21 protein-coding genes and 3 pseudogenes are annotated in these 21,548 nt (G+C 65.2%); 11 read left to right on the top strand and 13 right to left on the bottom strand.

Annotation, left to right across the window (positions count from 1 at the left end; all coding sequences use genetic code 11):
- Positions 1-49: 49 nt before the first annotated feature.
- From C487_RS11090 to C487_RS11105, 4 genes are all read left to right on the top strand, one after another.
- A complete protein-coding gene (locus C487_RS11090; protein ID WP_049908098.1) occupies positions 50-847 on the top strand; it encodes a YqcI/YcgG family protein in 798 nt (265 codons plus the stop codon).
- The gene (locus tag C487_RS11095; protein ID WP_006185848.1) at positions 844-1,443 is read left to right on the top strand and encodes a cysteine hydrolase family protein; all 600 of its coding nucleotides are present in this window, start codon (positions 844-846) and stop codon (positions 1,441-1,443) included. Before C487_RS11090 ends, C487_RS11095 begins: the two co-directional genes overlap by 4 nt.
- A 96-nt stretch (positions 1,444-1,539) precedes the next feature.
- Positions 1,540-2,007, top strand: a complete 468-nt coding sequence (locus C487_RS11100) for a phosphopantetheine adenylyltransferase (protein ID WP_006185849.1) — start codon at positions 1,540-1,542, stop codon at positions 2,005-2,007.
- Between the two features lie 69 nt (positions 2,008-2,076).
- Positions 2,077-2,487 (top strand): hypothetical protein, encoded by a 411-nt coding sequence (locus tag C487_RS11105; protein WP_006185850.1) that lies wholly within the window; start codon positions 2,077-2,079, stop codon positions 2,485-2,487.
- Positions 2,488-2,521: 34 nt separating this feature from the next.
- On the opposite strand, the gene C487_RS11110 is transcribed toward C487_RS11105, so the two are convergent.
- Both C487_RS11110 and C487_RS11115 read right to left on the bottom strand, forming a co-directional pair.
- Complete coding sequence (locus tag C487_RS11110; RefSeq protein ID WP_006185851.1) at positions 2,522-2,965, bottom strand: universal stress protein; 444 nt, start codon at positions 2,963-2,965, stop codon at positions 2,522-2,524.
- A gap of 76 nt (positions 2,966-3,041) precedes the next feature.
- The gene (locus C487_RS11115; protein ID WP_006185852.1) at positions 3,042-3,839 is read right to left on the bottom strand and encodes a ZIP family metal transporter; all 798 of its coding nucleotides are present in this window, start codon (positions 3,837-3,839) and stop codon (positions 3,042-3,044) included.
- 164 nt (positions 3,840-4,003) lie between these two features.
- On the opposite strand from C487_RS11115, the gene C487_RS11120 reads away from it, so the two are divergent.
- Positions 4,004-5,644, top strand: a complete 1,641-nt coding sequence (locus tag C487_RS11120; protein ID WP_006185853.1) for a potassium channel family protein — start codon at positions 4,004-4,006, stop codon at positions 5,642-5,644.
- Between the two features lie 29 nt (positions 5,645-5,673).
- On the opposite strand, the gene C487_RS11125 is transcribed toward C487_RS11120, so the two are convergent.
- From C487_RS11125 to C487_RS21025, 4 genes are all read right to left on the bottom strand, one after another.
- The gene (locus tag C487_RS11125; RefSeq protein ID WP_006185854.1) at positions 5,674-6,924 is read right to left on the bottom strand and encodes a digeranylgeranylglycerophospholipid reductase; all 1,251 of its coding nucleotides are present in this window, start codon (positions 6,922-6,924) and stop codon (positions 5,674-5,676) included.
- 207 nt (positions 6,925-7,131) lie between these two features.
- Positions 7,132-8,058 carry a hypothetical protein gene (locus C487_RS11130; protein ID WP_241431082.1) on the bottom strand — a complete coding sequence of 309 codons (927 nt, stop codon included), beginning with the start codon at positions 8,056-8,058 and terminating at the stop codon, positions 7,132-7,134.
- 56 nt (positions 8,059-8,114) lie between these two features.
- On the bottom strand, positions 8,115-8,531 hold the full coding sequence (locus C487_RS11135) for a universal stress protein (protein ID WP_049908099.1): 417 nt from the start codon (positions 8,529-8,531) through the stop codon (positions 8,115-8,117).
- 264 nt (positions 8,532-8,795) lie between these two features.
- Positions 8,796-8,945, bottom strand: a complete 150-nt coding sequence (locus C487_RS21025; protein ID WP_006185857.1) for a DUF7557 family protein — start codon at positions 8,943-8,945, stop codon at positions 8,796-8,798.
- A gap of 192 nt (positions 8,946-9,137) precedes the next feature.
- Between C487_RS21025 and C487_RS11140 the strand changes: the two genes are divergently transcribed.
- Positions 9,138-9,377 carry a PRC-barrel domain-containing protein gene (locus tag C487_RS11140; protein WP_006185858.1) on the top strand — a complete coding sequence of 80 codons (240 nt, stop codon included), beginning with the start codon at positions 9,138-9,140 and terminating at the stop codon, positions 9,375-9,377.
- A 19-nt stretch (positions 9,378-9,396) separates the two neighbouring features.
- Here the strand turns inward: C487_RS11140 and C487_RS11145 are convergent, their stop codons facing one another.
- The 5 genes and pseudogenes from C487_RS11145 to C487_RS11160 form a co-directional block, all read right to left on the bottom strand.
- The gene (locus tag C487_RS11145; RefSeq protein ID WP_006185859.1) at positions 9,397-10,188 is read right to left on the bottom strand and encodes a hypothetical protein; all 792 of its coding nucleotides are present in this window, start codon (positions 10,186-10,188) and stop codon (positions 9,397-9,399) included.
- A 205-nt stretch (positions 10,189-10,393) separates the two neighbouring features.
- Positions 10,394-11,248, bottom strand: a pseudogene (nirK, locus tag C487_RS11150) (copper-containing nitrite reductase); the annotation flags it as partial.
- 148 nt (positions 11,249-11,396) lie between these two features.
- Positions 11,397-11,627: pseudogene (locus tag C487_RS22015) on the bottom strand (twin-arginine translocation signal domain-containing protein); the annotation flags it as partial.
- 362 nt (positions 11,628-11,989) lie between these two features.
- On the bottom strand, positions 11,990-12,919 hold the full coding sequence (locus tag C487_RS11155; RefSeq protein ID WP_049908093.1) for a ribonucleotide-diphosphate reductase subunit beta: 930 nt from the start codon (positions 12,917-12,919) through the stop codon (positions 11,990-11,992).
- Between the two features lie 116 nt (positions 12,920-13,035).
- The gene (locus C487_RS11160) at positions 13,036-13,539 is read right to left on the bottom strand and encodes a hypothetical protein (RefSeq protein WP_049908100.1); all 504 of its coding nucleotides are present in this window, start codon (positions 13,537-13,539) and stop codon (positions 13,036-13,038) included.
- Between the two features lie 312 nt (positions 13,540-13,851).
- Here C487_RS11160 and C487_RS11165 point away from each other — a divergent pair, with 312 nt between their 5' ends.
- The 3 genes from C487_RS11165 to C487_RS11175 all read left to right on the top strand — a co-directional run bounded on the left by C487_RS11165 (position 13,852) and on the right by C487_RS11175 (position 17,978).
- The gene (locus C487_RS11165; protein WP_006185861.1) at positions 13,852-14,493 is read left to right on the top strand and encodes a hypothetical protein; all 642 of its coding nucleotides are present in this window, start codon (positions 13,852-13,854) and stop codon (positions 14,491-14,493) included.
- Between the two features lie 129 nt (positions 14,494-14,622).
- Positions 14,623-17,586: an excinuclease ABC subunit UvrA gene (gene uvrA, locus C487_RS11170; RefSeq protein WP_006185862.1), complete on the top strand. Its 2,964-nt coding sequence runs from the start codon at positions 14,623-14,625 to the stop codon at positions 17,584-17,586.
- Between the two features lie 83 nt (positions 17,587-17,669).
- Positions 17,670-17,978, top strand: a complete 309-nt coding sequence (locus C487_RS11175) for a hypothetical protein (protein ID WP_006185863.1) — start codon at positions 17,670-17,672, stop codon at positions 17,976-17,978.
- 21 nt (positions 17,979-17,999) lie between these two features.
- Here C487_RS11175 and C487_RS11180 read toward each other — a convergent pair whose 3' ends face one another.
- The gene (locus tag C487_RS11180; protein WP_006185864.1) at positions 18,000-18,299 is read right to left on the bottom strand and encodes a hypothetical protein; all 300 of its coding nucleotides are present in this window, start codon (positions 18,297-18,299) and stop codon (positions 18,000-18,002) included.
- Positions 18,300-18,926: 627 nt separating this feature from the next.
- Here C487_RS11180 and C487_RS20325 point away from each other — a divergent pair.
- Positions 18,927-19,034 (top strand): annotated as a pseudogene (locus C487_RS20325) (proline dehydrogenase family protein); the annotation flags it as partial.
- A gap of 1 nt (position 19,035) precedes the next feature.
- Here the strand turns inward: C487_RS20325 and C487_RS11185 are convergent.
- Positions 19,036-19,770, bottom strand: coding sequence for a helix-turn-helix domain-containing protein (locus C487_RS11185; protein WP_006185865.1), 735 nt, complete (start codon positions 19,768-19,770; stop codon positions 19,036-19,038).
- Positions 19,771-19,873: 103 nt separating this feature from the next.
- Here C487_RS11185 and C487_RS11190 point away from each other — a divergent pair, with 103 nt between their 5' ends.
- Complete coding sequence (locus C487_RS11190; RefSeq protein WP_006185866.1) at positions 19,874-21,415, top strand: aldehyde dehydrogenase family protein; 1,542 nt, start codon at positions 19,874-19,876, stop codon at positions 21,413-21,415.
- The last annotated feature ends 133 nt before the right edge of the window (positions 21,416-21,548 follow it).

Here is a 21,548-nt window from a genome sequence, read left to right on the forward strand (position 1 = left end):
CCGGAAAGAGCGGAACCTACATGTTCGCGAGCCCGAACGGGGACGTACGATGAACGAACCTGGCATCCAGTCGCTGATGGACCAGGAAACGCTCGATCGGCGCGTTCGAACCGGTGCGGCCCCCGAGTGGGTCGCCGACCACTGGCACTCGTTTCGCGAGGGGGTGCTCGGCGAGCGAAACGGAACGTCGTTCCCATGTTTCTTCGGGGCCGAATCGGTCCGGGACGGCGACCCGCTCTACACCGCCGTGCCGTCGATGAGCGACGCGGACGCCCTGCTGACGCTCCGCGATCGGATCCTCGAGTACCTCGACGTCTACGAGGACCACTCCGGACGGGCCTCCCTCGTCACCTTCTTCAAACCGCCGGCCGAACCGCTGTCCGAGCGGGAGTACCATCGGACGTTGTGGCACGTGTTGCAAACGCTGCACCTCCACGACCCCGATCCGTGGCCCGACTCCATCCCGACGGACCCCGACGACCCCCATTGGGAGTTCTGCCTCGGCGGCGAGCCCATGTTCCCGACCTGTCGAGCCCCGTTCTACGAGCAGCGCAAGAGCCGGTACTGTCCCGTCGGCCTCGAGATCACGTTCCAGCCGCGGGCGCTGTTCGAGTCCCTCTCGGTGACGGCCGACACCGAGGCCGGCCAGCGCGCCCGAGACATCATTCAGGGACGACTCGAGGAGTACGACGGCGTCTGTCCCCACGCCGACCTCGGCGACTGGGGCGTCGAGGGCGACCGGGAGTGGCCACAGTACATGCTCTCGGAGGACGACGCACGCGCCCCGTCGACGTGCCCGATTACGATCACCCGGACGCATCCGAAACCCGCCGCGAGGCTTCCATGACGAACGGCGGAAGCGCCACGGACGACCCCGCGGTGGACGACGAGCGACTCGCGGCCGCTGCCCTCGTCCTGATCGACTTCCAGCAGGGATTCGACGACCCCTCGTGGGGTAACCGTACCAACCCCGACGCCGAAGCGAACGCGGCGCGGCTGCTCGAGCGCTGGCGCGAAACCGACCGGCCGATCGTCCACGTTCGACACGACTCCACGGAGCCCGATTCGCCGCTCCGACGCGGCGAACCCGGGTTTGCGTTCAAGCCGGAGACGGCACCGCTCGCGGGCGAGACGACGATGGAAAAGGCCGTCAACAGCGCGTTCGTCGGGACGGAACTCGAGGCGTGGCTTCGCGAACGGGGACTCGAAACGCTCGTGATCGCCGGACTCACGACGGACCACTGCGTCTCGACGAGCACGCGGATGGCGGAGAACCTCGGCTTCGACCCGCTTCTCATCAGGGATGCGACGGCGACCTTCGACCGGACGTTCGACGGCGAGTCCGTCGACGCGGCAACGGTCCACCACACCGCACTGGTCCACCTCGAGGGCGAGTTCGCCGACGTGGTGACGACCGACGCGGTCCTCGCGAAGCAGTCCTGAGCCGACCCGCCCGGCCGTGACGCTCGACTCGTGTCTCTCGCTTGCGACCGGTGACGTCCTCCCCACACTTAACCGGGTTCCCGTCCTCGAGTCGGTATGCGAGTCGCAGTCGCCGGCACGTTCGGCCCCCTCCACGACGGTCACCGAACCCTGTTCGAGCACGCGCTCCGGTTCGGCACGGACGGCGTCGTCGTCGCGCTCACCAGCGACGAACTGGCGGTCGAGACGCGCCACGAACCCCGCCCCGTTCCGCCGCTCGAGGAGCGAACGCGGGCGGTTACGGAGACGCTCCGCGAACTCGACGAGTGGGACCGCGACGTCGAACTCCGGGCGCTCGAGACCGAGTACGGGATCGCGACCGAGGAGCCGTCGATCGACGCGTTGGTGGTGTCACCCGAGACGGCCCCCGAACTCGAGGCGATCAACGACCGTCGCCGCGAGCGCGGGTTCGACCCGGTATCCGGAATCGTCGCTCCCTACGTCTATGCCGACGACGGCGAGCGGATCTCCTCGACGCGGATCGTGACGGGGGAGATCGACGAGCACGGACGGACGGTCGCGTAGCGTCGATCCCGTCGGACGAACGAGTCGATGACGCAATAATAATAGCTCGGGAGACTGTCAACGTAGGTAATGACCGGAGACCGGCGACCGCTGTTGGTCCTGTTACTGGCGAGCGCACTGCTCGCGACTCTGCTGATTCACCTGCGGTTCGTTCCGCGATACGTTCCCGACGACGTGGTGTTGACCGTGCTGACCGTGGGTGTCGGGTGGGTAACGTATACGCTCGCGTTTTACGCGCTCGGCCGGCTGACGGCTGCGCCACGACACCAGGAGTTTCCCGACATGCGGTTCGCGGACATCGGGATCGCGTTCCTCCTCGTCTCGATGTTGCTCCTGCTCGCCTTCGACGCGCTCGGACTCCCGTTCGACGGGTTGCTCGGCGTCTATGCCGTCCCCGCGCTCGGGATCTACGCCGGCCTCGCGTGCATTGGCTGGTCGATCGGCCGCCGAACGGAAGCGATCAATGAGATCGTATCGTGAGGCGCGTCCACGTTCGTCGTCACACTTCGGGGACTTAGTCGTCGTCAGAGCCCGAGTTCGCCACGAAAACCGGCACGTCACCGAACCGGATGACGTGGTCCGTGACACTGCCCATCGCCAGCCGATGTACACCGCCGCGACCGCGGGACCCGATAACGATGAGGTCGGCGTCGATCTCTCGAGCGTACTCGAGGAGCGCCTCCGCCGCCGCCCCTTCGCGGACCGTTCCAGTGACCTCGAGCCCGGCCGCCTCGGCCCGGGCGACGATCTCGTCGACGTACGACTGTGCCTGGCCGCGGATCGCGTCCTCGGCGCTCGCGGCATCGCCGGGGAGCCGGAGATCACCCAGCGGCCCGGTGTCGGCAACGCAGACGACGTGCACCGTCGCGTCGTGGGTGGTCGCGAGTTCGATGCCGGTTTCGGCGGCGGCCGCGGCGTGGTCGCTGCCGTCCGTCGGCAGCAAAATCGTGTCGAACATCGTCCCAGTCGTACGACCAGGGCCGTGAAATTCCTGCCGGAACGACGGATGCGCCACGGCCGGGACGGGCGAGGGCTCAGACAGCGGTCAGCGGAAGCATCACCAGCACGCCGATACCGATGCCGGCGGCAAGCCGAACCTTGCCGCCGTAGGGTAATCGCTCGCCGATCGCCAACGCCTCGGGAATGAACTCCGTGAGGACGAGGTAGATCATCGCACCGGCGGCAAAGCCGAAGCCGTACGGAAGGAATTCGCGTGCATAGCGGACGAAGCCAAAGGCGAGGACGGCCCCGATCGGCTGGGGCAGGCTCGAGAAGACGGCCCACCAGACGAGTTTCCAGTTCGCGACGTCCATCGAGCGCAGGGGGATCGAAATCGCGGTTCCCTCCGGGATATTATGGATCGAGATCGCGACCGTCATGAAGACGGCCAGGACCGGGATGGTAAAGCCGAGCAGTTCGGTCCCACCCTCGAGTCCGAGATCGGCAAAGGAGACGCCGATGGCCACGCCCTCGGGGAAACTGTGGACGGTTAGAATCCCCAGAATGAGCACGAGTTTCTTGAAGTCGGCTTCCTCGTACTGCCGAGGATCGATCTCGGCGTCCATCAACACGTCGTGGGCGATCACGACGAGCGCGACGCCGGCCGCAATCCCGATCGCGAGCTCGAGGGGGGTCCCCTCGGCCAGCCCCTCCTCGACGAGCCCGAACAGCGAGGCGGAGAGCATGATCCCGGAGGAGAGCCCCCAGAGAATCACGTTTCGACGATCGCTGATGCCCTCGAAGAAGAAAAACGGGAGCGCGCCGAGGCCGGTCGCCAGCGCGGTAATGAGCCCAGCAACGAACACCAGCGCGAGGTTCTCGAGGAGTGCCATCCGTCGGGAACGTGGAACCGAAGGCATAAATCTGCGGCGGAGCCAGCGTCTCTGGCCGTTTCGATGGTAATGTGCCCGTCGTATGAAGGGGTGGTCGCTGGCGCGGGAGACCCCCGTCCCCATCGACCGGTACCGTCAACAGTCGGCCGGTCAATGACGCGTGTATGTCACTGTGGCGATCCCGCCGGACCGGCTACTATCTCGCCCTGGTGGCCGTGACCACCATGATTTCGACGCTGGTGTACAACTACGGGATGGGGACGTTGGAGAACGATCCACAGCCGCTCTACCGATCGCTCCAGATCATCTCCCAGACGTATACCACGACCGGGTACGGCGAGGACGCGGGATGGTCGACGCTCCAGATGAACCTGTTGATGATCGTCCTCCAGCTAACGGGGATCGGCCTGATTCTCACGGGGGTCGACGTCTTCGCCGTCCCGTGGCTTCGAAACACGCTCGCGACGACGGCTCCCACGGTCGCACCCGATGTCGAGGACCACGTCGTCATCTGCGAGTATACGCCTCGCGGCGAGGCGTTCATCGAGGAACTCGAGTCCCGCGGTCAGACGTACGTCGTCGTCGAGGGAGACGAGGAGATGGCCATGGACCTCCACGAGGCGGACTATCGGGTCGTCCACGGGGACCCGGAGTCGACCGACGTACTCGAGAACGCCGGTATCGAACGGGCGAGGGCGGTCGTGGCCGACGCAACCGACGACGTGAACGCGAGCATCGTTCTCTCGGCGCGCGAGGCGAATCCGGACATCCGAATCGTGACGCTGGTCGAGGACCAGCGCCTCGCGGAGTACCACGACATCGCGGGCGCCGACGAGGTGCTGTCGCCGCGCCAGTTGCTCGGCGAGAGCCTCTCCCATCGGGTGCCGACGGCCGTGACGACCGCGGTCGACGATGGGATCGAAATCGGCGACGATCTGGAACTGGTCGAGCTGTCGATCGCCGAGGGAAGCGACCTCTGCGGCCGGACCGTCGACGAAATCCAACCCCGCGAACGGTTCGGCGTCGACGGGATCGGTGCCTGGATCGACGGCGCATTCGAGAGTCCGATCCCGCCGGACCGCGAGTTCGATACCGGGATGCGGCTACTCGTCGCGGGCGAACCGGAGCCCATCGACACCATGCGGGCGGAGGCGATGTCGACGGTCCACGCCGTTTCGGCCCGGCACGTGCTCATCGCGGGCTACGGCGAGGCGGGTGCGGCGGCGAGCGACGCGCTTGCCGATGCGCACACACGGGTGACCGTCCTCGACAGCGACGACAGGGCCGACATCGATGTCGTCGGCGACGCTCGCGATCCGGAGGCGGTCCGTGAGGCCGGTGTCGAGGATGTCTCCGCCGTGATCGTGACCCTCGACGACGATACGACGGCCGTCTTCGCGACGCTCGTCGCCCGCGAGTTGAACCCGTCCGTCGATATCATCGTCCGTGCGAACGACGCCGACAACGTCCAGAAGCTGTACCGGGCGGGTGCCGACTACGTCCAGTCGCTGGCCACGGTCAGCGGGCGGATGCTCGCCTCGACCGTCTTCGATGACGAAGAAGTACTGGCCGTCGACAGGGAGATCGACGTCGTCAAACTACCCGCCGGGCGGTTGGCCGATCGGACGGTCGTCGACGCCGACGTTCGATCGCGAACGGGGTGTACCGTCCTCGCCGCCGTCAGGGACGGCGAGACGATCTCCGAGTTCGATCCGGCGACGTTCGTCTTCGAGGAGGGCGACGATGTCGTGCTCGCTGGTACCGACGAGAGCGTTCAGTCCTTCGAAGCACGGTTTCTCGCCTGAGAACCGACGTCGTGTTCACCGGCGGCGGATTAGAGGAAAGAGCCGAGATCGAGATCCAGTCGCTGTTTCGCGAGATCGATGAGCAACGGTACGTCCCCGGGCTCGAGCAGTTTCGCGATGGCGCGGGCGTTGCCCTTGTTGGCCTTTGCCAGCGTGTCGTCGTCGAGTCGCTGGAGATCCCGCATGAGGTCGTCGTAGCGGTCGTTCGGGGCGAGATAGAGGAGCTGTGTCATCAGCAGCCGGTTCTTGGCGTTTGGCGCGACATCGCGGTTCCAGAGCGTCTCGTAGACCGCGAGGTTCTCGGCGGTCGGCTCGACGCCGTCGTGTTTGAGACAGCTGTCGGCGGTGGCGGCGGCCGCGCGACCGGACTGCATGCACTTGTTGATGCCTTCGCCCCAGAGCGGGTCGAGGCTCGGGACGGTGTCGCCGATCGCCATGAACCGATCGGTGTGGAACTGCTCGGGTTCCTGAATGTGGGCCGAACCGCGGTGTTGTTTGCCCTCGATCGGTTCGGCGTTCCGGAACCGTGGGTCCGTCTCGAGCCAGTGAGAGAGGTAGTCGTCGATCGTGAAATCGTCGCGACTGTACTGGTCGTGGCTGCCGTTCTGGATGTAACAGAGGCCGACCTTGGCGGTGTCGTCGCCGGTATGGAAGATCCAGGAGTAGCCGCCGGGGGCGATCTCGTGATCCAGCCGCAACATCATGGCGTCGCGCAGATCCGCGAAGCCGGGGCGATCGATGTCGATACCCTCGAACTCGTACTCGATACCGATAGCGTGGTTCTCGCGTTTGAGATCGACGATACCGAGTTTCTTCGCGAGGGGGGCGCTCGGGCCCGTCGCGTCGATGACGATATCGCCGTAGACCGCCTCGTCGCCGTTGTAGGTGACGCCGACGATCTCGCCGTTCTCCATGATCGGCGCGGTGACGCGAGCGTCGAATCGGTACTCCGCCCCATCGTCGCGGCTGTCACTGACCAGATAGCGTTTGAAATCCGCGAACTCCAGTACGGCACCGGTCTGGTCGCGGACGTAGTGTTCGGTCGGCGACTCGAGGACGACGCTGTCGGTGTACTGCATTACGACATCGTCGGGGATGCCGAAGGCGGCCATCATGGAGTGGAACGTCCCCGCGGTGGACTTGTTGCTCTGACGCGGGAACTCGTCCTCGGCCTCGGTCTCGAGGACGACGACGTCGTACCCTCTGGCGGCGAGATCGCGGGCACACTGTGCGCCGGCGGGACCGGCACCGGCGATGACTACGTCGTAGCGGTCGTTCATGTAATCCAGACTGTTGTGGACCTTAATTAGTTTGTCCTGTTACGGTCGCCGGTATGTGGCGGAATTCCTTGCGCATCGGCCCTGGAACCGAAAGCGCGTCGAACCCCGACCACAGCGTCGGTCGCAGGCGATAGGCGTCACGCGACCGACGCGAACGGAACGGTCCGTCCGAGCAAGTGGACACGCTGCGACCGGCCGCGAGTCCGGTCACGCATACGCTTGTGGTGGCCTGAGTGACGCGACGTACTCGGTGCCATCGTACCGGACGAACCAGTCCCCGGTTTCCTCCTCTCGCTCGAGCGCCGGGTGCGAGAGAAACCGATCGGACAGCGACCGAAACGCGTCGTCCTCCTCATCACCGGCGTACCTGCTCTCCTCGATCGCCTCGGTGACGATTTTCCCCTCGGCGTCCGAAAGCCCGGTCAGTTCGAACCGGTAGTTCGAGCGAAGCCAGGCCAGGAAGTCGTCGGCCGTCGACGCGACGCGCTCGGCTTCGTAGTGGTAGGTGTACCCCTGTATCTCCTCGGTACTCGCCAGTTCGACCGGATAGCGCTGTCCATCCCGGACGACCGCATCGATTTCCATCTCCGGGACGAGGACTGACGCGGTCAGTTCCTGTTGGTCGTAGTATTCGTGTGTGGATTCGTACTCCCGGTCCCCGGTTTCCGGCGGAAGAGCGCCACGAAGCGCTGCGCTGTCTGTCTCCGACAGCGTCTCGTATTCGACCGCGGTCGTCGCGTCGTCGGACGCCATCGTCGCCGCGTTGACCCGGATGTCCGCTTTGGTCAACATCCGTTCGACCGTGTTGGTCAGCGAGAGCGTGTAGTACGCTCCATCGTACTCGAGCGGCCGTTCGACCGACGATCCGGCGGCCGGTATCGCGGGCCTCGGGTGTGGCTCCGGGGAGGGGCTGTTTCGTTTGTGGGTTCCGCGTTCGATCGTTTCGACGATCGGGCGGAGTCTGTCGGACGTGGTATCGACGGGGATCGTCCTGACCGCGCTCGAGAGGAGCGCATCGTCGGCCGTCTCCCGCAGCTCCATGTGTGGGCCGTGGCCCGAGCAGCCGGCGACCACCGCTGGAACGGTCGCAGCGACCGCTCCGAGTACCTGTCTGCGCCGCAGTGACGGGGACATATAGTGTTTCAAACACTATTCAGTCACAGGTAAATGTTTTCCGTCGGAGCCGATCCCTAACGGACGATCGTCACTGGAACGGGGGCGCGTCGCGCGACCCGCTCCGCGACGCTGCCGAGCAACACCCTCGAGACTCCGGTTCGGCCGTGACTGCCGACGATGATTCGGTCCACGTCGTTGGTCGTCGCGTAGTCGACGATGGCGACGGACGGCTGGCCGACGATCGTCTCCGTCTCGAGCGCACAGCCGTCGTCGGCCGCGCGGTCCTCGGCTTCCGCGAGCAGTTCCCGAGCGGCCTCCCGCTGGCGCTCGAGCAACACGTCCGGGCCGAGGTGTGCCACCTCACCGTAGCCGCTGTTGGTCGGATCGACGGCGTGGACGGCCGTGAGCGTGTCGTCGGAGTGTTCGGAACACGCGAACTCGAGCGCGGCCCACCCCGGCTCCGAGTCGTCAAGCGCGACCAGCAGGTGCATATCGACCGCTACGGGGAGCATCCACTTGAGTGTCATCATCAAACAGATTCGGTCGATCGGAACTCGGTGGCCCAGTGACTGGCGGCGGAACGACGAGCGGATATCGGGGACCGACGTGCGGCGGCCGTCAGTTACCGGCGTCGGTCGTCGGAACGACGGTCGCGATCGAACGCAGCCACACCTCGCGGTCCGACGCCTCACGGGTCGCGGAGGCCACTCCGAATACGTCGATGCCGCACAACCGAACGCGCGGGCGACGATCTCTTATTCGGAGTACCCCTCCTGCAGGAACGCCCCTTCGGTCTCGTACATCGAGACCAGTTCCGCGATGAGTTCCTCGGTCGATTGTCCGTCCTCGCAGTGGCTGTCGAGTCGATCCTTGAGGTCGTCGCTGATCTCGAGTGTCTGTGTCATGGTGGGTGAAAACACGACGCGGCCGGAGTACGATCGAACGCGTCGGCTGTATCATCGACCGCTAGCGGCAAATAGTCCCGGGTCGCGCGTACAGCCGAACCCGACTGCCGTGGATCGGACGGGACGGTCCCGATGGGACGCCGGCACGGGACGGCCGTTCGCTTACCCGACTGGTTGCAGTAGAGAGCGGATATGGCAGCCCCACTGACCGACGACGCGGTCGGCAAGACCGTGGTCGACGCCGACGGAAAGAAATTGGGTCTGGTCGCGAAAGTCGAAGACGGGACAGCCGCGGTCGATCCCGACCCCAGCCTGGCGGAGCAAGTGCTCGCCGCCGTCGGCTGGGAGGGCGAAGACGACGAGGACTACGTCGTCACCGAGGACATGCTCCAGCGGGTCGACGACGAGGTCGTCCTGCGGGGCGAACTCTAACCCCGAGGCGAACGCGGTACTACTCGATGGACCCGTCGTCGAACGACTGCTCGCGCCAGGTCGTCCAGTCGTAGAGGCGCTCGAGTTCGCCACCCTGCTGGCGGATCGCGACGGCCGTATTGAACAGGAAAGCGGCGACGAGCGACGTTCCGACGAGCCACGTGGCGTCGGCGAGCGCGCCGTACCCGGCTGCGTAACTCGTCACCAAGTCGACGAACACGATCGCCGCGACGCAGACGATCGCCGGCAGCAGGTGCCGGGTCAGCGCGGCGAACGTCGTCCCCTCGTGGACGCGGACGGCCCGAACCCCGTAGAGGACCGCCCACGCGGAGGTGACGACCCAGCCGACCGCGACAACCAGCCGAGTCGAGGATGTCTCGACGAGGAACGTTCCCCACCAGGCGGCGACGAAACCGACGATCACGACGTAGTCAGCCCACACGGGCAGCAACCGAGAGCGATCGCCCCCGGTCGGCTGGTCGTGGTACATCGCGCGAATCGCCAGTGCGAGAAAGAGGATGAAAAACAGGATCGCGCCGTCGACGAACCGGCGAATCCAGTCGGGCTCGAGCAGCAACGAGGCGACGCCGGCGACGGCATACACGATCGCCGCACCGATCCCGATCAGGAGGTACCACTGTTCGGCGCGCGCCTCGACCGCGAGGACGTCCCGGACGTAGATCGTCGCATAATAGAGCAACACCACTGCTGCGACGCCCATCGCGAGATACGCGAACAGCCGTCCGATCGCGACCGTCGCGGCCGGATCACTGGCATCGAACGTAATCGACGGAATCGGGGCGAACACCATCGGATGCAACTGGCGGGCGAACCGGCATAAGTATACAGTCCCGTTTCCGGGGATCGGGAAGGCACCGACGGGTCCAGTCCGGGCGGGACCACTCGAGCGGGAGAGTACCGTTACGGGTCCGCGTCGTAGATGTCCCGGGTGGGGTCGCCGCTGACGTCGACGACGCCGAGCGCGCCGCGGCGAGCGGCGCGGGNGGAGAGTACCGTTACGGGTCCGCGTCGTAGATGTCCCGGGTGGGGTCGCCGCTGACGTCGACGACGCCGAGCGCGCCGCGGCGAGCGGCGCGGGTGAGGGCGTGGTCGACGATCTTGACGGGGCCGGGGACGGGGAACTCCATCTCGGCCGCGGCGGTGGTGCCGGGGGCGACGGGTGCGGTTTCGACGTTGCGGTCGGGGTCGGTCAGGAGGTCGCCGTCGCGGTAGAAGCGACTCCAGACGTTGCCGATGGCGTGCCAGGAACTCAGGAGGTTCGGGCCGCCGTTGGCGAAGTACACCCGGGCGGTCTCGCCGGTGTTGGCGGCCATGGGGACGCCGCCGTCGGGGGTGAAGCCGTAGGCCTGGCCGTTGAACACCACGTAGGTCGGCTCTTCTTTGAGCATGGCGTCGAAGTCGAAGCCGTGGTGGCCCTCCTCGCCGAGATCGCCGTCCGTGTAGATCTCGTGCTGGCCGAGGTAGAACTCGTTGTCGACCTCGGGAAGGCCGTCCTCGGGTTCGACGAGGATCGAGCCGAACATACCCGAACTGATGTGCTGGTCCATGTTCGGGATCGCGCAGTGGTAGATGAACACCCCCGCGTAGTCGGCGGTGAAGCTGATCTGCGTGGGGTCGTCCCCGGGCGCGATCGTGGTCGCGTCGGCCCCGCCGCCGGGGCCGTAGACCGCGTGGAAGTCCATGTTGTGGGCCGCCACGTTCAGGTCATCGGGCACGTCGAACGTGAGGTTCACCCGGTCGCCCCGGCGAACCCGGAGCATCGGCCCCGGCACCTGCCCCTCGAAGGTCATGTAGTCGAAAGTGACCCCCGGCTCGATCTCGGCGGTAACCCGCTCGGTCCGGATCGTGACTGTCTCTTATACACATNGTGAGGTTCACCCGGTCGCCCCGGCGAACCCGGAGCATCGGCCCCGGCACCTGCCCCTCGAAGGTCATGTAGTCGAAAGTGACCCCCGGCTCGATCTCGGCGGTAACCCGCTCGGTCCGGATCGTGACGTCGTGTTCCCGGGGCTGGTCCCAGTCGACCGGATCGGGGATGTCGGTCGGATCCCTCGCGATGCGGTCGACATCGACGGACTTGGCCGCCGGCAGCCCGCTCTCAGCCGCCGGCTCGTCGCTTTCCGTACTGCTCCCCTGTGTGTCGCTACCGAGACAGCCGGCGACTGCTAACGCGCCGGTTGCCCCGATCGCCTGCAATACGTGCCGTCGGTTGAGTTGTGATTGGGTCATCGTTCTTCCCCTCAGGTAGTCGTATGATAGACGTACGTTCAATAGGATCGATGGTTACCGGAGAACGGTAACCGATTCGGCGATTCCCCGTATATCGTGGGCAGTTATATACTTCCGCGAGGGACGGTCCCTCCCCGCGACGAGGCGGCACTCGCAGGCGGTCATGCAGTGGCTACCGGTAGCGACCCTTGCCGATTCCGAGGGGACCCCTCGAGCGACTCGGCGATCGAGGACCGTCAGCCGGCCGCGACCGACGCCGGATGCGGTCCGTGCGTCGGTCTCCGCGTCCGATAGTGCGGGGAGGCGTGGACGCACTGCTCGAGGCGGGAGATGGGCGGCCGAAGCCGGTCGGCGAGGTGGCGTCAGTCGGCGGCGTGGCGCTCCTGGAGGGCGGCCTGAACGTCGTCGTACCGTTCGAACCGGTCGGTACCGATGTAGTCGACGGTGTCTTGCAGGTACTGGATGAGCTGCTTGCCGATTTTCTCCTGATCGTAGCCGTCGAAGGGGTTCTCGTCGTAGATCGGGTCGGCGAGCAGTCGGTTCTCGACGTACTGCTCGATTCGCGGTTCGTAGACGTCCGCGACGATATCGGGCTCGGCCACGGCCAGTTGCTGTAAGATCCAGCGTCCGTTTTCGATGTGTCGCGTCTCGTCCTGGCGGACCTTTCCGATCGCCGCCTGGAACGACTCGAGGACGGCCTCACGGCCCATCTCTGCGGCTTTCAGTTCGATCATCTGGTCGAAACTCAGGTAGCCACCGCGGGCGAGTTGCGCCTCGACGATGCCCATGTAGTTCAGGTAGGCCTCGCCGAGCGCGTAAACGAGTTCGGTTCGGTCGCCGCCGTCGATCGCCGCCATCAGGTCGTCCGCGGTGTCGTAGAGGTCGTCCGTACTGTATCCCTGTTCCTGATATCCGTCCTCGCGATAGGAAGTCGTCTCCTGCGTCCCGAACACCTCCTCGAAGTAGCGGCTGAAGAAGTCAGTGTGTTTGGCCTCCTCGTAGACCTGCTGGGCAAGGTACATCTCCTCTTGGACGGGATCGAAGGGCATCTCGTCGCTGGGGAGCGCGTCAAGCGCCATCATGTACGGCGCGAGCGTCCGGGTGACGTCCTCTTCGCCGTCGTAAAACCCCGAGCACGTCGCGAGGAACCGCTGTCGCTCCGCCTCGGAGAACCGCTTCCAGTCGTCTCGATCCCCTTCGAGATCGTACTCGTCGGGGTCCCAGGTCCCCTCACGCTTGCCCTTGCGATAGAGTTCGTACGACTTCTCGTGCTCGCCGTAGTCGATCGGCATGTGTTGACGGTACGACATAATCATAGATGAACGTTCGGAAATGTGTTCTGTAGAACAGGTTCCGGGCGGACAACCCACAGCGCAGCGCGGACGGCTATGGCCGTGCGTTCGCTCGGCTATTCGGCCCCCGAATCGGCCGACGCGGCCGCGGTCTCGACCATCGTTTCCCGCTCGTCGAAGTACACCGGTGCGTCGGTGTCGGCCTCGAACTCGATGATCCGGGTTACTGCCTCCTGTCCGTCGCCGACGGTCGAAGACAACGCTTCGGCCAGTTCGGTGTAGCCGGCGGCCAGTTCCTGAAACGCCTGCATGCGAGCCTGTTTCGCCTCGACGAGGAGTTGCTTCTCCTCGAGTTCCGCCTGTAGGTCCTCGATCGCCGCGACATCGACTTCGCTGGCGTCGGGCACGTCCGCGGTCGAGGGCGTTTCGGTCGCCGCCACCTCGTCGGGCAACGTCTCGAGTCGCGACCGAATCTCGGCCATCTCCTGATCGATCTCGTCGAGGAGGGCGTCGGCCTCGTCGCTCATCGTCTCGACGCTGCCCGAAAGCAGGCCGGCCTGGGTCCGACAGTACTCGACGCAGTCCTCGACCNCGCCATCAGAGATGTGTATAAGAGACAGGCCTCGTCGCTCATCGTCTCGACGCTGCCCGAAAGCAGGCCGGCCTGGGTCCGACAGTACTCGACGCAGTCCTCGACCGCGAGTGCGTCCGCGGCGTCGTCGCTCATAGTCGTCGTTGGGACTGCCGGCCGAAGACACTTTGGTCCGGCCGTCGCCGTTCGGAGGCAGTGGGGATGCGAACAGCGTCGGAACACGGTCTCGATGGGACAGTCGACACAGTGCGCCGAAAGCGCCCCGGTGCCGCATCGTGGGGGCTGCGGGAACCCACCGATTGAAGGCATCGGTCTCGCCACACGTAACCTGTAACACGGGATGCTCCATCCAGACACGCTCACACCTCCGACCACCCTTCGGTCGCACGGTCCCGTAGCCGTCGGCCCGAGCGACCTCGAGACCGCCGTCACGAATCCTACGACGCCCGAGGAACTGGCATTCGCGTTCGGACTCTACGTCCTCGGAACGATCGCCATCGGGGCGGTCGTTCTCGCCGTGTCCCAGTCGTCGGTCCGGCGACTCGAGGCCCGGATCGTCGAGCGGCCGGTCCCCACGGGCGTGATCGGCATCGGCGTCCTGGTCGGCGGCGGCGTCGCGCTCGCGGTCGTCACCGCCACCGCGTCGTTCCTCGTCGCGGCCGGTGCGCCGGCACCGGTCGGTACCGGACTCGAGGCGGTGGCGCTTGCGTTCCCGATCGGGCTGACGGTCGCCAACACCGTCGGCGTCATCGTCCTCGGCTCGAGGCTGCTCCGGCGGGTCGGCCGGGGACCGAAACCGAACCTGTGGCTCGCGCTCGCCGTCGGCGCGATCACGGTCAACGTCCTCTATCTGATTCCGGTGGTAAACGTCGGCATCGTGGTCGGGCTGGTGGCCGTCGCGACCGGGGCGATCGCCGGCCAGTGGTGGCACGATCGCGGGGAGGCCGATTCGGAGCCACGCGAGCGTTCAGCGGACGGCTGAATGTGTCGTGGTATCGTGTGCCTTGCTATTGGCCTTTCAGACTCGTTAAGTCCTTGCGGCCACTGACTCAGATACAATGAATCCGGAACCGCGTCGACAGGAGAGCCAGTCCCGAGTTGCGATCGAACGATGAGCAAGGACTCCATCGAAGTACGCGGTGCGGAGGAGCACAACCTCAAAGACATCGATGTCACGATCCCACGTGAGGCGTTTACGGTCGTCACCGGCCTCTCGGGATCGGGCAAGTCCTCGTTGGCGTTCGAGACGGTCTACGCGGAGGGCCAGCGACGGTACATCGAGAGCCTCTCGGCCTACGCCCGGAACTTCCTCGGCCAGATGGACAAGCCCCAGGTCGAGACCGTCGAGGGGCTCTCGCCAGCGATCTCGATCGACCAGAAGAACGCCGCGAACAACCCGCGTTCGACCGTCGGGACGGTCACGGAACTGCACGACTACCTGCGGTTGCTCTACGCCCGCGTCGGCACGCCCCACTGTCCGGACTGCGGCCGCGAAGTCGGCGAGCAGAGTGCACAGAACATGGTCGAGCGCATCCTCGAGCTCCCGGAGGGTACCAAGGCCAAACTCGCCGCACCCGTGGTCCGCGACCAGAAGGGTGCCTTCGAGGACCTCTTCGAGGAACTCGTCTCCGAGGGGTACGCCCGGATCGAGATCGACGGCGAGGAACACGACCTCACGCTCGACGATCCCGACCTCGACGAGAACTTCGACCACACCATCGACGTGATCGTCGACCGCGTGAAGGTAAGCGTCGAGGACCGACCTCGCATCATCGACAGTGTCGAGACGGCGCTCGACGAGGCCGAAGGGGTCCTCAAAGTCATCCTCCCGGACGCCTCGGAAGACGTCGCCGCGGATCTCGGCGAGGAAGCCCGCCGGACCGGCGCGCTCGGCGAGGAGACCGAAGAGAACGACCGGTTCGTGGTCGAGTTCTCGAAGGACCTCGCCTGTACGCACTGCGGGATCGACATCCCCGAGATCGAGACCCGATCCTTTTCGTTCAACTCGCCCCACGGTGCCTGTCCCGAGTGTGAGGGGCTGGGCGAGACCAAGGAAGTCGACGAGGCCCTCGTCCTGCAAGACGAGTCAAAGCCGCTCAAACACGTCTTCGAACCCTGGAGCTACAACCGCTCGTACTACCAGACCCGGCTCGACGCCGTCGCGGAACACTTCGGCGTCTCGCTGTCGACACCGTTCGAGGATCTCGAGGAAGACATCCAGCAGGCGTTCCTCTACGGCACCGACGGGGAAGTAGTATTCAAGCGAAGCACGAAAAACGGCACTCGACGGAAGCAAAAGCGATTCGAGGGGGTCATTCCGAACCTCGAGCGCCGCTACATCGAGACCGACTCCGACTCGACCCGCGAGCACATCGAGGACTACATGTCCGTCACGGAGTGTCCGGCCTGTGACGGGACCAGACTGAAGCCCGCCAGCCGCGCGGTGCTGGTCGACGACGCCTCGATCACCGAGATCAACGCGATGAGCATCGGCGACGCTCGCGACCACTTCGAGTCGATGGAAGCGGACCTCACCGAGCGCGAGAAGGTCATCGCCGAGGAGATCCTCAAGGAGATCCGGGCGCGGCTCGGGTTCATGTGCGAGGTCGGCCTCGACTACATCACGCTCGATCGGGAGGCGTCGACGCTCTCGGGCGGCGAGAGCCAGCGCATTCGGCTCGCCACGCAGATCGGGTCCGGCCTCGTCGGCGTCCTCTACGTGCTCGACGAGCCCTCGATCGGGCTCCACCAGCGGGACAACGACCGGCTGCTGGACACGCTCGAGGAACTCCGCGATCTGGGGAACACCCTGCTCGTCGTCGAGCACGACGAGGAGACGATGCGCCGCGCGGACAACGTCATCGACATGGGGCCCGGCCCCGGCAAGCGCGGCGGCGAGGTCGTCGCCAACGGCTCCGTCGAGGAGGTCATGGACACCGAGGGGTCAGTCACCGGCGACTATCTCTCCGGCCAGCGCCAGATTCCGGTGCCCGACGAACGCCGCGATCCGGAGGGCGCACTGACGATCCGCGGGGCGCGCCAGCACAACCTGAAGGATCTGGACATCGACATCCCGATCGGCTGTTTCACCGCCATTACGGGCGTCTCCGGCTCCGGGAAATCCACCCTCATGCACGAGGTGTTCTACAAGGGGCTCGCTCGCCAGATGAACGACAACACGTCGGTCATTCCGGGCGAGCACGACGCGCTCGAGGGGCTCGATGACATCGAGACCGTCCGCCTGATCGACCAGTCGCCGATCGGGCGCACGCCGCGGTCGAACCCCGCGACCTACACCAGCGTCTTCGACTACATCCGGGAACTGTTCGCGTCGACGAAGCTCGCGAAGCAGCGGGGCTACGAGAAGGGGCGGTTCTCGTTCAACGTCAAAGGCGGCCGCTGCGAGGAGTGTGGCGGTCAGGGAACGGTAAAAATCGAGATGAACTTCCTGAGCGACGTCTACGTCCCCTGTGAAGAGTGCGACGGCGCGCGCTACAACGACGCCACGCTCGACGTCACCTACAAGGGCAAGACCATCGCCGACATCCTCGAGATGAGCGTCGAAGAGGCCTACGACTTCTTCGAGTCCTCGAGCCAGATCCGCCGCCGGCTCGAACTGCTGAAGGACGTCGGCCTCGACTACATGAAGCTCGGACAGCCCTCGACCACCCTCTCCGGTGGGGAGGCCCAGCGGGTCAAACTCGCCGAGGAACTCGGCAAGAAGGACTCGGGGGAGACGCTGTACCTTCTCGACGAGCCGACGACCGGGCTGCACTCGGCGGACGAGCGCAAGCTCATCGACGTCCTCCACCGGCTGACCGACAACGGCAACACCGTCGTCGTCATCGAACACGAACTCGACCTCGTGAAGAACGCCGACCACATCATCGACCTCGGTCCCGAAGGCGGCGAGAACGGCGGCGAAGTCGTCGCGACCGGGACGCCGGAAGCCGTCGCCCGACTCGAGGACTCTCACACCGGTCGCTACCTGCGAGATCTGCTTCCGAAAGTGGATCTCGAGGGCCCACGCGGCGAGCGCGTCGACCCCGTGACGGCACCGATGGACGACGACTGAGGGGAAGTCATCACGTCTATTCGACGGCAGCAGGACGATCCTCTCGAAGCTTCGCCGGAGATGTACGTTCCGAACTCGGAGTCGTGATCGACGACTTCGAAGACCTGGTAGAACCCCTTCGGATCGCCGTTCTCGTCGAGTACGAGCGGGCCACTGACGCCGTCGTAGTTGCTGTCTTCGGGGCCGCCGTCGGCCAGCGCCGCTTTCGCTTCCTGAAACGAGGTGACCGTCTCACCGGACTCGACCGTGATTTCCCGGTCGAGGGGCTCCGGAGTGTCGTACTGCTCGAGCAGGATCGCGTTGGCGCTGTCGGCGATACTGCGGTCCTCACCGTCGGCCGAACTCGCAACGATCCGTCCCTCCTCGATGTCGACGTAGTGGATCGCCTGTGAGCCGATCGGCAACTCGAGGACTCACTGTGAGAGGTCGTCGTCGATTACCGCCTCGTCACCGCCTGCAACCGGGCCGGACCGAGACAGCATGTTCGCGGTGAGTCGGTTCTTCTCGTTCCAGGTCTCGAGTTTCTTCGCCTCCTGGGCTGTGACCGTACCCGAATCCTCCGTGACCCGTTGCTCGATATCGGCCTGAATGAGAACCGTTCCCTTGTACCCGATAATCCCCACAGACACGCCGAGTACCAGCAACGCGATGCCGAATGTGAGCGCGTAGTTTCGGCGTATCGGCGCTGGGACCGCTGTTCGCAGTCGCGTCATACTATCAACTGTGGTTGAAAATGCGTTAACACATGTCTAATCATGGTCGAGTGGTGGCGAAAACGGGCGGGCCGAGACCGGTACGGTGGGTTCGGCACGGTTGCGGCCGCTACCGAGCGACGGTTCCATGGTCGGGTCGCTCTATAGGACCGTCGCTCGCTAGCTACTGGATAGCGATGTCCGAGCGCTCGGACGATCGCGATACACATGAATCAACAACCTTCAATCGAAACGCAAGCTGACACATCGCTGGATAGTGCACCAACGTGTCTCAAGTGCGAGACGGAACTGGTCGCCGGCAGCGGCCGGCTTCACTGCCCGTCCTGTGGCTGGGGCGAGTGCTCCGGAGCCGACTGACGTCACGCGATTAGCTGCGGACCGGATCGATCGGAGAGCCGACGCCCCGATGCAGATCGATGTCCCACTACACGACTCGTCGGCGCTGTCCCATTCGTCCGACAACTGGAGACAGTTGTCGTTCGCTCCGCCCTCGAGCGCTGCGTCTCGTCCTGTCGTTGCTTACGTTCTCGGCGTTGCTCGACGGACGATCAGTAAGAAACGAGCACGACAGTGGCACAACGTTCGTTCCGAAAAACGGCCCCGGTGTCTCAACGGTGCGAACGGGACTACCAGTACGCCCCCTACGGACCAAAATTGATGTCCTACTTCTACCGTCGCATCCGCGAACGCAAGGAAAACGCCCTGTTTGCCCTTCGAGCGGTCCTCACGGGATAGCTCACTCGACGCCGATATCGTCGGGATCTAGCAGTTTCGATTCCGCTTTTCGCAGGTGATCGAGCATCGTCGTTTTCGAAATATCGAGTTCCTCGGCGAGTTCGCGGGTCGAGATGCCGCGGGGCCACTGGTAGTACCCCCGCTTGCGTGCGAGTTCGAACACGTCTCGCTGGGTGTTGGTGAGGGCGTCCATGCGGTGTTTGCGCTCGGATTCAGCCGTCGGCGTGCTCGTGACGGTTTCGACTGACACGTCGGCATCGCCATCCTCGCAGACGTGATCGATCGCGGTTTCGATCTCGTCCCGATCGCCGGCGAACCCGACTTCCCAGTACTCCTGACCGCCTTCGATCCGAACCGGAGCGCTGTGGACGAAGCCGTGCTCGAGCAGCGTCGGACAGATCATGTCCGCGGGATCGTACTCGAGGAAGAACTCACGGACGACGTTCCCCGGAAGCGACGAGGATTGCGGTCGGCCGAACCGTTCCTGAAGTTCGAGGACTTCGCCGGCCAGCGGGGACTCGCGTACCTCTTCGATCAAGGTCTCGACCTCGTCGGTGGTCTGGCCGAACGCAGTGAACAGGCCGTTGACCGACTCGCCTTCGGTCGTCGGCGCGGTGTAAATCGCGTGTGCCAGAATGCCCCCGCCGACGCGTTCGGTCGACTCGATCGCCCAGCAGTTCGGATGCCACAACTCGAGCGTGATCCGCGTTCCGTGGGGTGATCGACTCCGTGCCATGGTAAATATAGGTGCGTGCCATGCAAGTAGTTCTCGTGCCACGAATCACCGCCCGACCATGGACGGGTCCCGTTATTCGATGGCGACGACCCAATCAGCATCCATGAGCCAGCAAACCACGGAGCAGGTATACGGCCACCACATTGACGGTGACTGGACCGACGGTGACGGGGACGAGACGTTCGCCAGCGAGAACCCGGCGACGGGTGAGACCCTCGCGCGATTCCAGCAGGGGACGGACCGCGATGTCGACGCAGCGCTCGCGGCCGCCGAGGATGCGGCCGAAGCGTGGCGTGAACTGTCCTATATCGACCGTGCGGAGTATCTCTGGGACATCTACCACGAACTTCGCGAGCGGACCGACGAACTCGCCGAGATCGTCACGAAGGAGTGTGGCAAGGAGATCAGCGAAGGCCGCGCGGACGTCATCGAGGCCTACCACATGGTCGAGTGGGCGGCGGGCAACGCGCGTCACCCCCACGGGGATGTCATCCCGAGCGAGATCGGCAGCAAAGACGCCTCCATGCGGCGCAAACCCCGCGGCGTCGTCGGCTGTATCACGCCCTGGAACTTCCCGGTCGCGATCCCGTTCTGGCACATGGCCATCGCGCTGATCGAGGGCAACACGGTCGTCTGGAAACCCGCGGAGCAGACGCCGTGGTGCGCCCAGATCATCGCCGAGATGATGGACGACGCGGGCGTCCCCGACGGCGTCTTCAACATGGTACAGGGCTTCGGCGACGCCGGCGCGGCCATTAGTGAGGACGACCGGGTCGATACCGTTCTCTTCACCGGCTCCGCCGAAGTCGGTCACGAGATCGCCAGCAAGGTCGGTGGTCAGCCCGGCAAGCTCGCGGCCTGCGAGATGGGCGGCAAGAACGGGATCGTCATCACCGAGGAAGCCGATCTGGACATCGCCGTCCACTCCGCGGTGATGTCGAGCTTCAAGACGACCGGCCAGCGCTGCGTCTCGAGCGAGCGCCTGATCGTCCACGGGGACATCTACGACGAGTTCAAGGAGCGCTTCGTCGACGTCGCGGAACGCGTCACGGTCGGCGATCCCCTCGAAGAGGGGACGTTCATGGGGCCGGCCATCGAAGCCGAGCACGTCGAGAAGATTCGCGAACACAATCAGCTGGCACGTGACGAGGGCGCTGAGGTGCTCGTCGACCGGGAGGACCTCGCGGCCGAGGAGATTCCGGACGGCCACGAGGACGGGCAGTGGGTCGGGCCGTTCGTCTACGAGGTCGGTACCGACGAGACCGATCTCGAGTGCGTGAACGAGGAGTGTTTCGGCCCGCACGTCGCCCTGCTCGAGTACTCGGGCGACATCGAGGCTGCCGTCGAGATCCACAACGACACGCCGTACGGACTCGCCGGCGCGATCATCTCCGAGGACTACCGCCAGATCAACTACTTCCGCGATCACGCGGAGCTCGGACTCGCGTACGCGAACCTGCCGTGTATCGGCGCGGAAGTCCAGCTTCCCTTCGGCGGCGTCAAGAAGTCCGGGAACGGCTACCCGAGCGCGCGTGAGGCCATCGAGGCCGTCACCGAGCGCACCGCCTGGACGCTGAACAACTCGAAGGACATCGAGATGGCACAGGGACTGTCGGCGGATATCGAGACCTCGAGCGACGACTGACCGGTGCCGTCGCGTCAGCGACGAAGCTGCAGTCTCGCTCGAGTGACGGCGACGACTGACCGGTGCCGTCGCGTCAGCGACGAAGCTGCAGTCTCGCTCGAGTGACGGCGACGACCGTCCCGCTTCTCGCCGC

Origin of the sequence: Natrinema pallidum DSM 3751, from assembly GCF_000337615.1 — an archaeon.
Lineage (GTDB): Archaea > Halobacteriota > Halobacteria > Halobacteriales > Natrialbaceae > Natrinema > Natrinema pallidum.

Bases quoted from the DNA above. Each gene is read 5' to 3' on its own strand.
- C487_RS11100 (WP_006185849.1), top strand. From the start codon at position 1,540: ATGCGAGTCGCAGTCGCCGGCACGTTCGGCCCCCTCCACGACGGTCAC.
- uvrA (WP_006185862.1), top strand. From the start codon at position 14,623: ATGAGCAAGGACTCCATCGAAGTACGCGGTGCGGAGGAGCACAACCTC.
- C487_RS11135 (WP_049908099.1), bottom strand. From the start codon at position 8,531: ATGCACCTGCTGGTCGCGCTTGACGACTCGGAGCCGGGGTGGGCCGCG.
- C487_RS11105 (WP_006185850.1), top strand. From the start codon at position 2,077: ATGACCGGAGACCGGCGACCGCTGTTGGTCCTGTTACTGGCGAGCGCA.
- C487_RS11140 (WP_006185858.1), top strand. From the start codon at position 9,138: ATGGCAGCCCCACTGACCGACGACGCGGTCGGCAAGACCGTGGTCGAC.
- C487_RS11180 (WP_006185864.1), bottom strand. From the start codon at position 18,299: ATGACGCGACTGCGAACAGCGGTCCCAGCGCCGATACGCCGAAACTAC.
- C487_RS11190 (WP_006185866.1), top strand. From the start codon at position 19,874: ATGAGCCAGCAAACCACGGAGCAGGTATACGGCCACCACATTGACGGT.
- C487_RS11125 (WP_006185854.1), bottom strand. From the start codon at position 6,924: ATGAACGACCGCTACGACGTAGTCATCGCCGGTGCCGGTCCCGCCGGC.
- C487_RS11095 (WP_006185848.1), top strand. From the start codon at position 844: ATGACGAACGGCGGAAGCGCCACGGACGACCCCGCGGTGGACGACGAG.
- C487_RS11110 (WP_006185851.1), bottom strand. From the start codon at position 2,965: ATGTTCGACACGATTTTGCTGCCGACGGACGGCAGCGACCACGCCGCG.
- C487_RS11115 (WP_006185852.1), bottom strand. From the start codon at position 3,839: ATGGCACTCCTCGAGAACCTCGCGCTGGTGTTCGTTGCTGGGCTCATT.
- C487_RS11185 (WP_006185865.1), bottom strand. From the start codon at position 19,770: ATGGCACGGAGTCGATCACCCCACGGAACGCGGATCACGCTCGAGTTG.
- C487_RS11130 (WP_241431082.1), bottom strand. From the start codon at position 8,058: ATGTCCCCGTCACTGCGGCGCAGACAGGTACTCGGAGCGGTCGCTGCG.
- C487_RS11090 (WP_049908098.1), top strand. From the start codon at position 50: ATGAACGAACCTGGCATCCAGTCGCTGATGGACCAGGAAACGCTCGAT.
- C487_RS11165 (WP_006185861.1), top strand. From the start codon at position 13,852: ATGCTCCATCCAGACACGCTCACACCTCCGACCACCCTTCGGTCGCAC.
- C487_RS11120 (WP_006185853.1), top strand. From the start codon at position 4,004: ATGTCACTGTGGCGATCCCGCCGGACCGGCTACTATCTCGCCCTGGTG.
- C487_RS11155 (WP_049908093.1), bottom strand. From the start codon at position 12,919: ATGCCGATCGACTACGGCGAGCACGAGAAGTCGTACGAACTCTATCGC.
- C487_RS11145 (WP_006185859.1), bottom strand. From the start codon at position 10,188: ATGGTGTTCGCCCCGATTCCGTCGATTACGTTCGATGCCAGTGATCCG.
- C487_RS21025 (WP_006185857.1), bottom strand. From the start codon at position 8,945: ATGACACAGACACTCGAGATCAGCGACGACCTCAAGGATCGACTCGAC.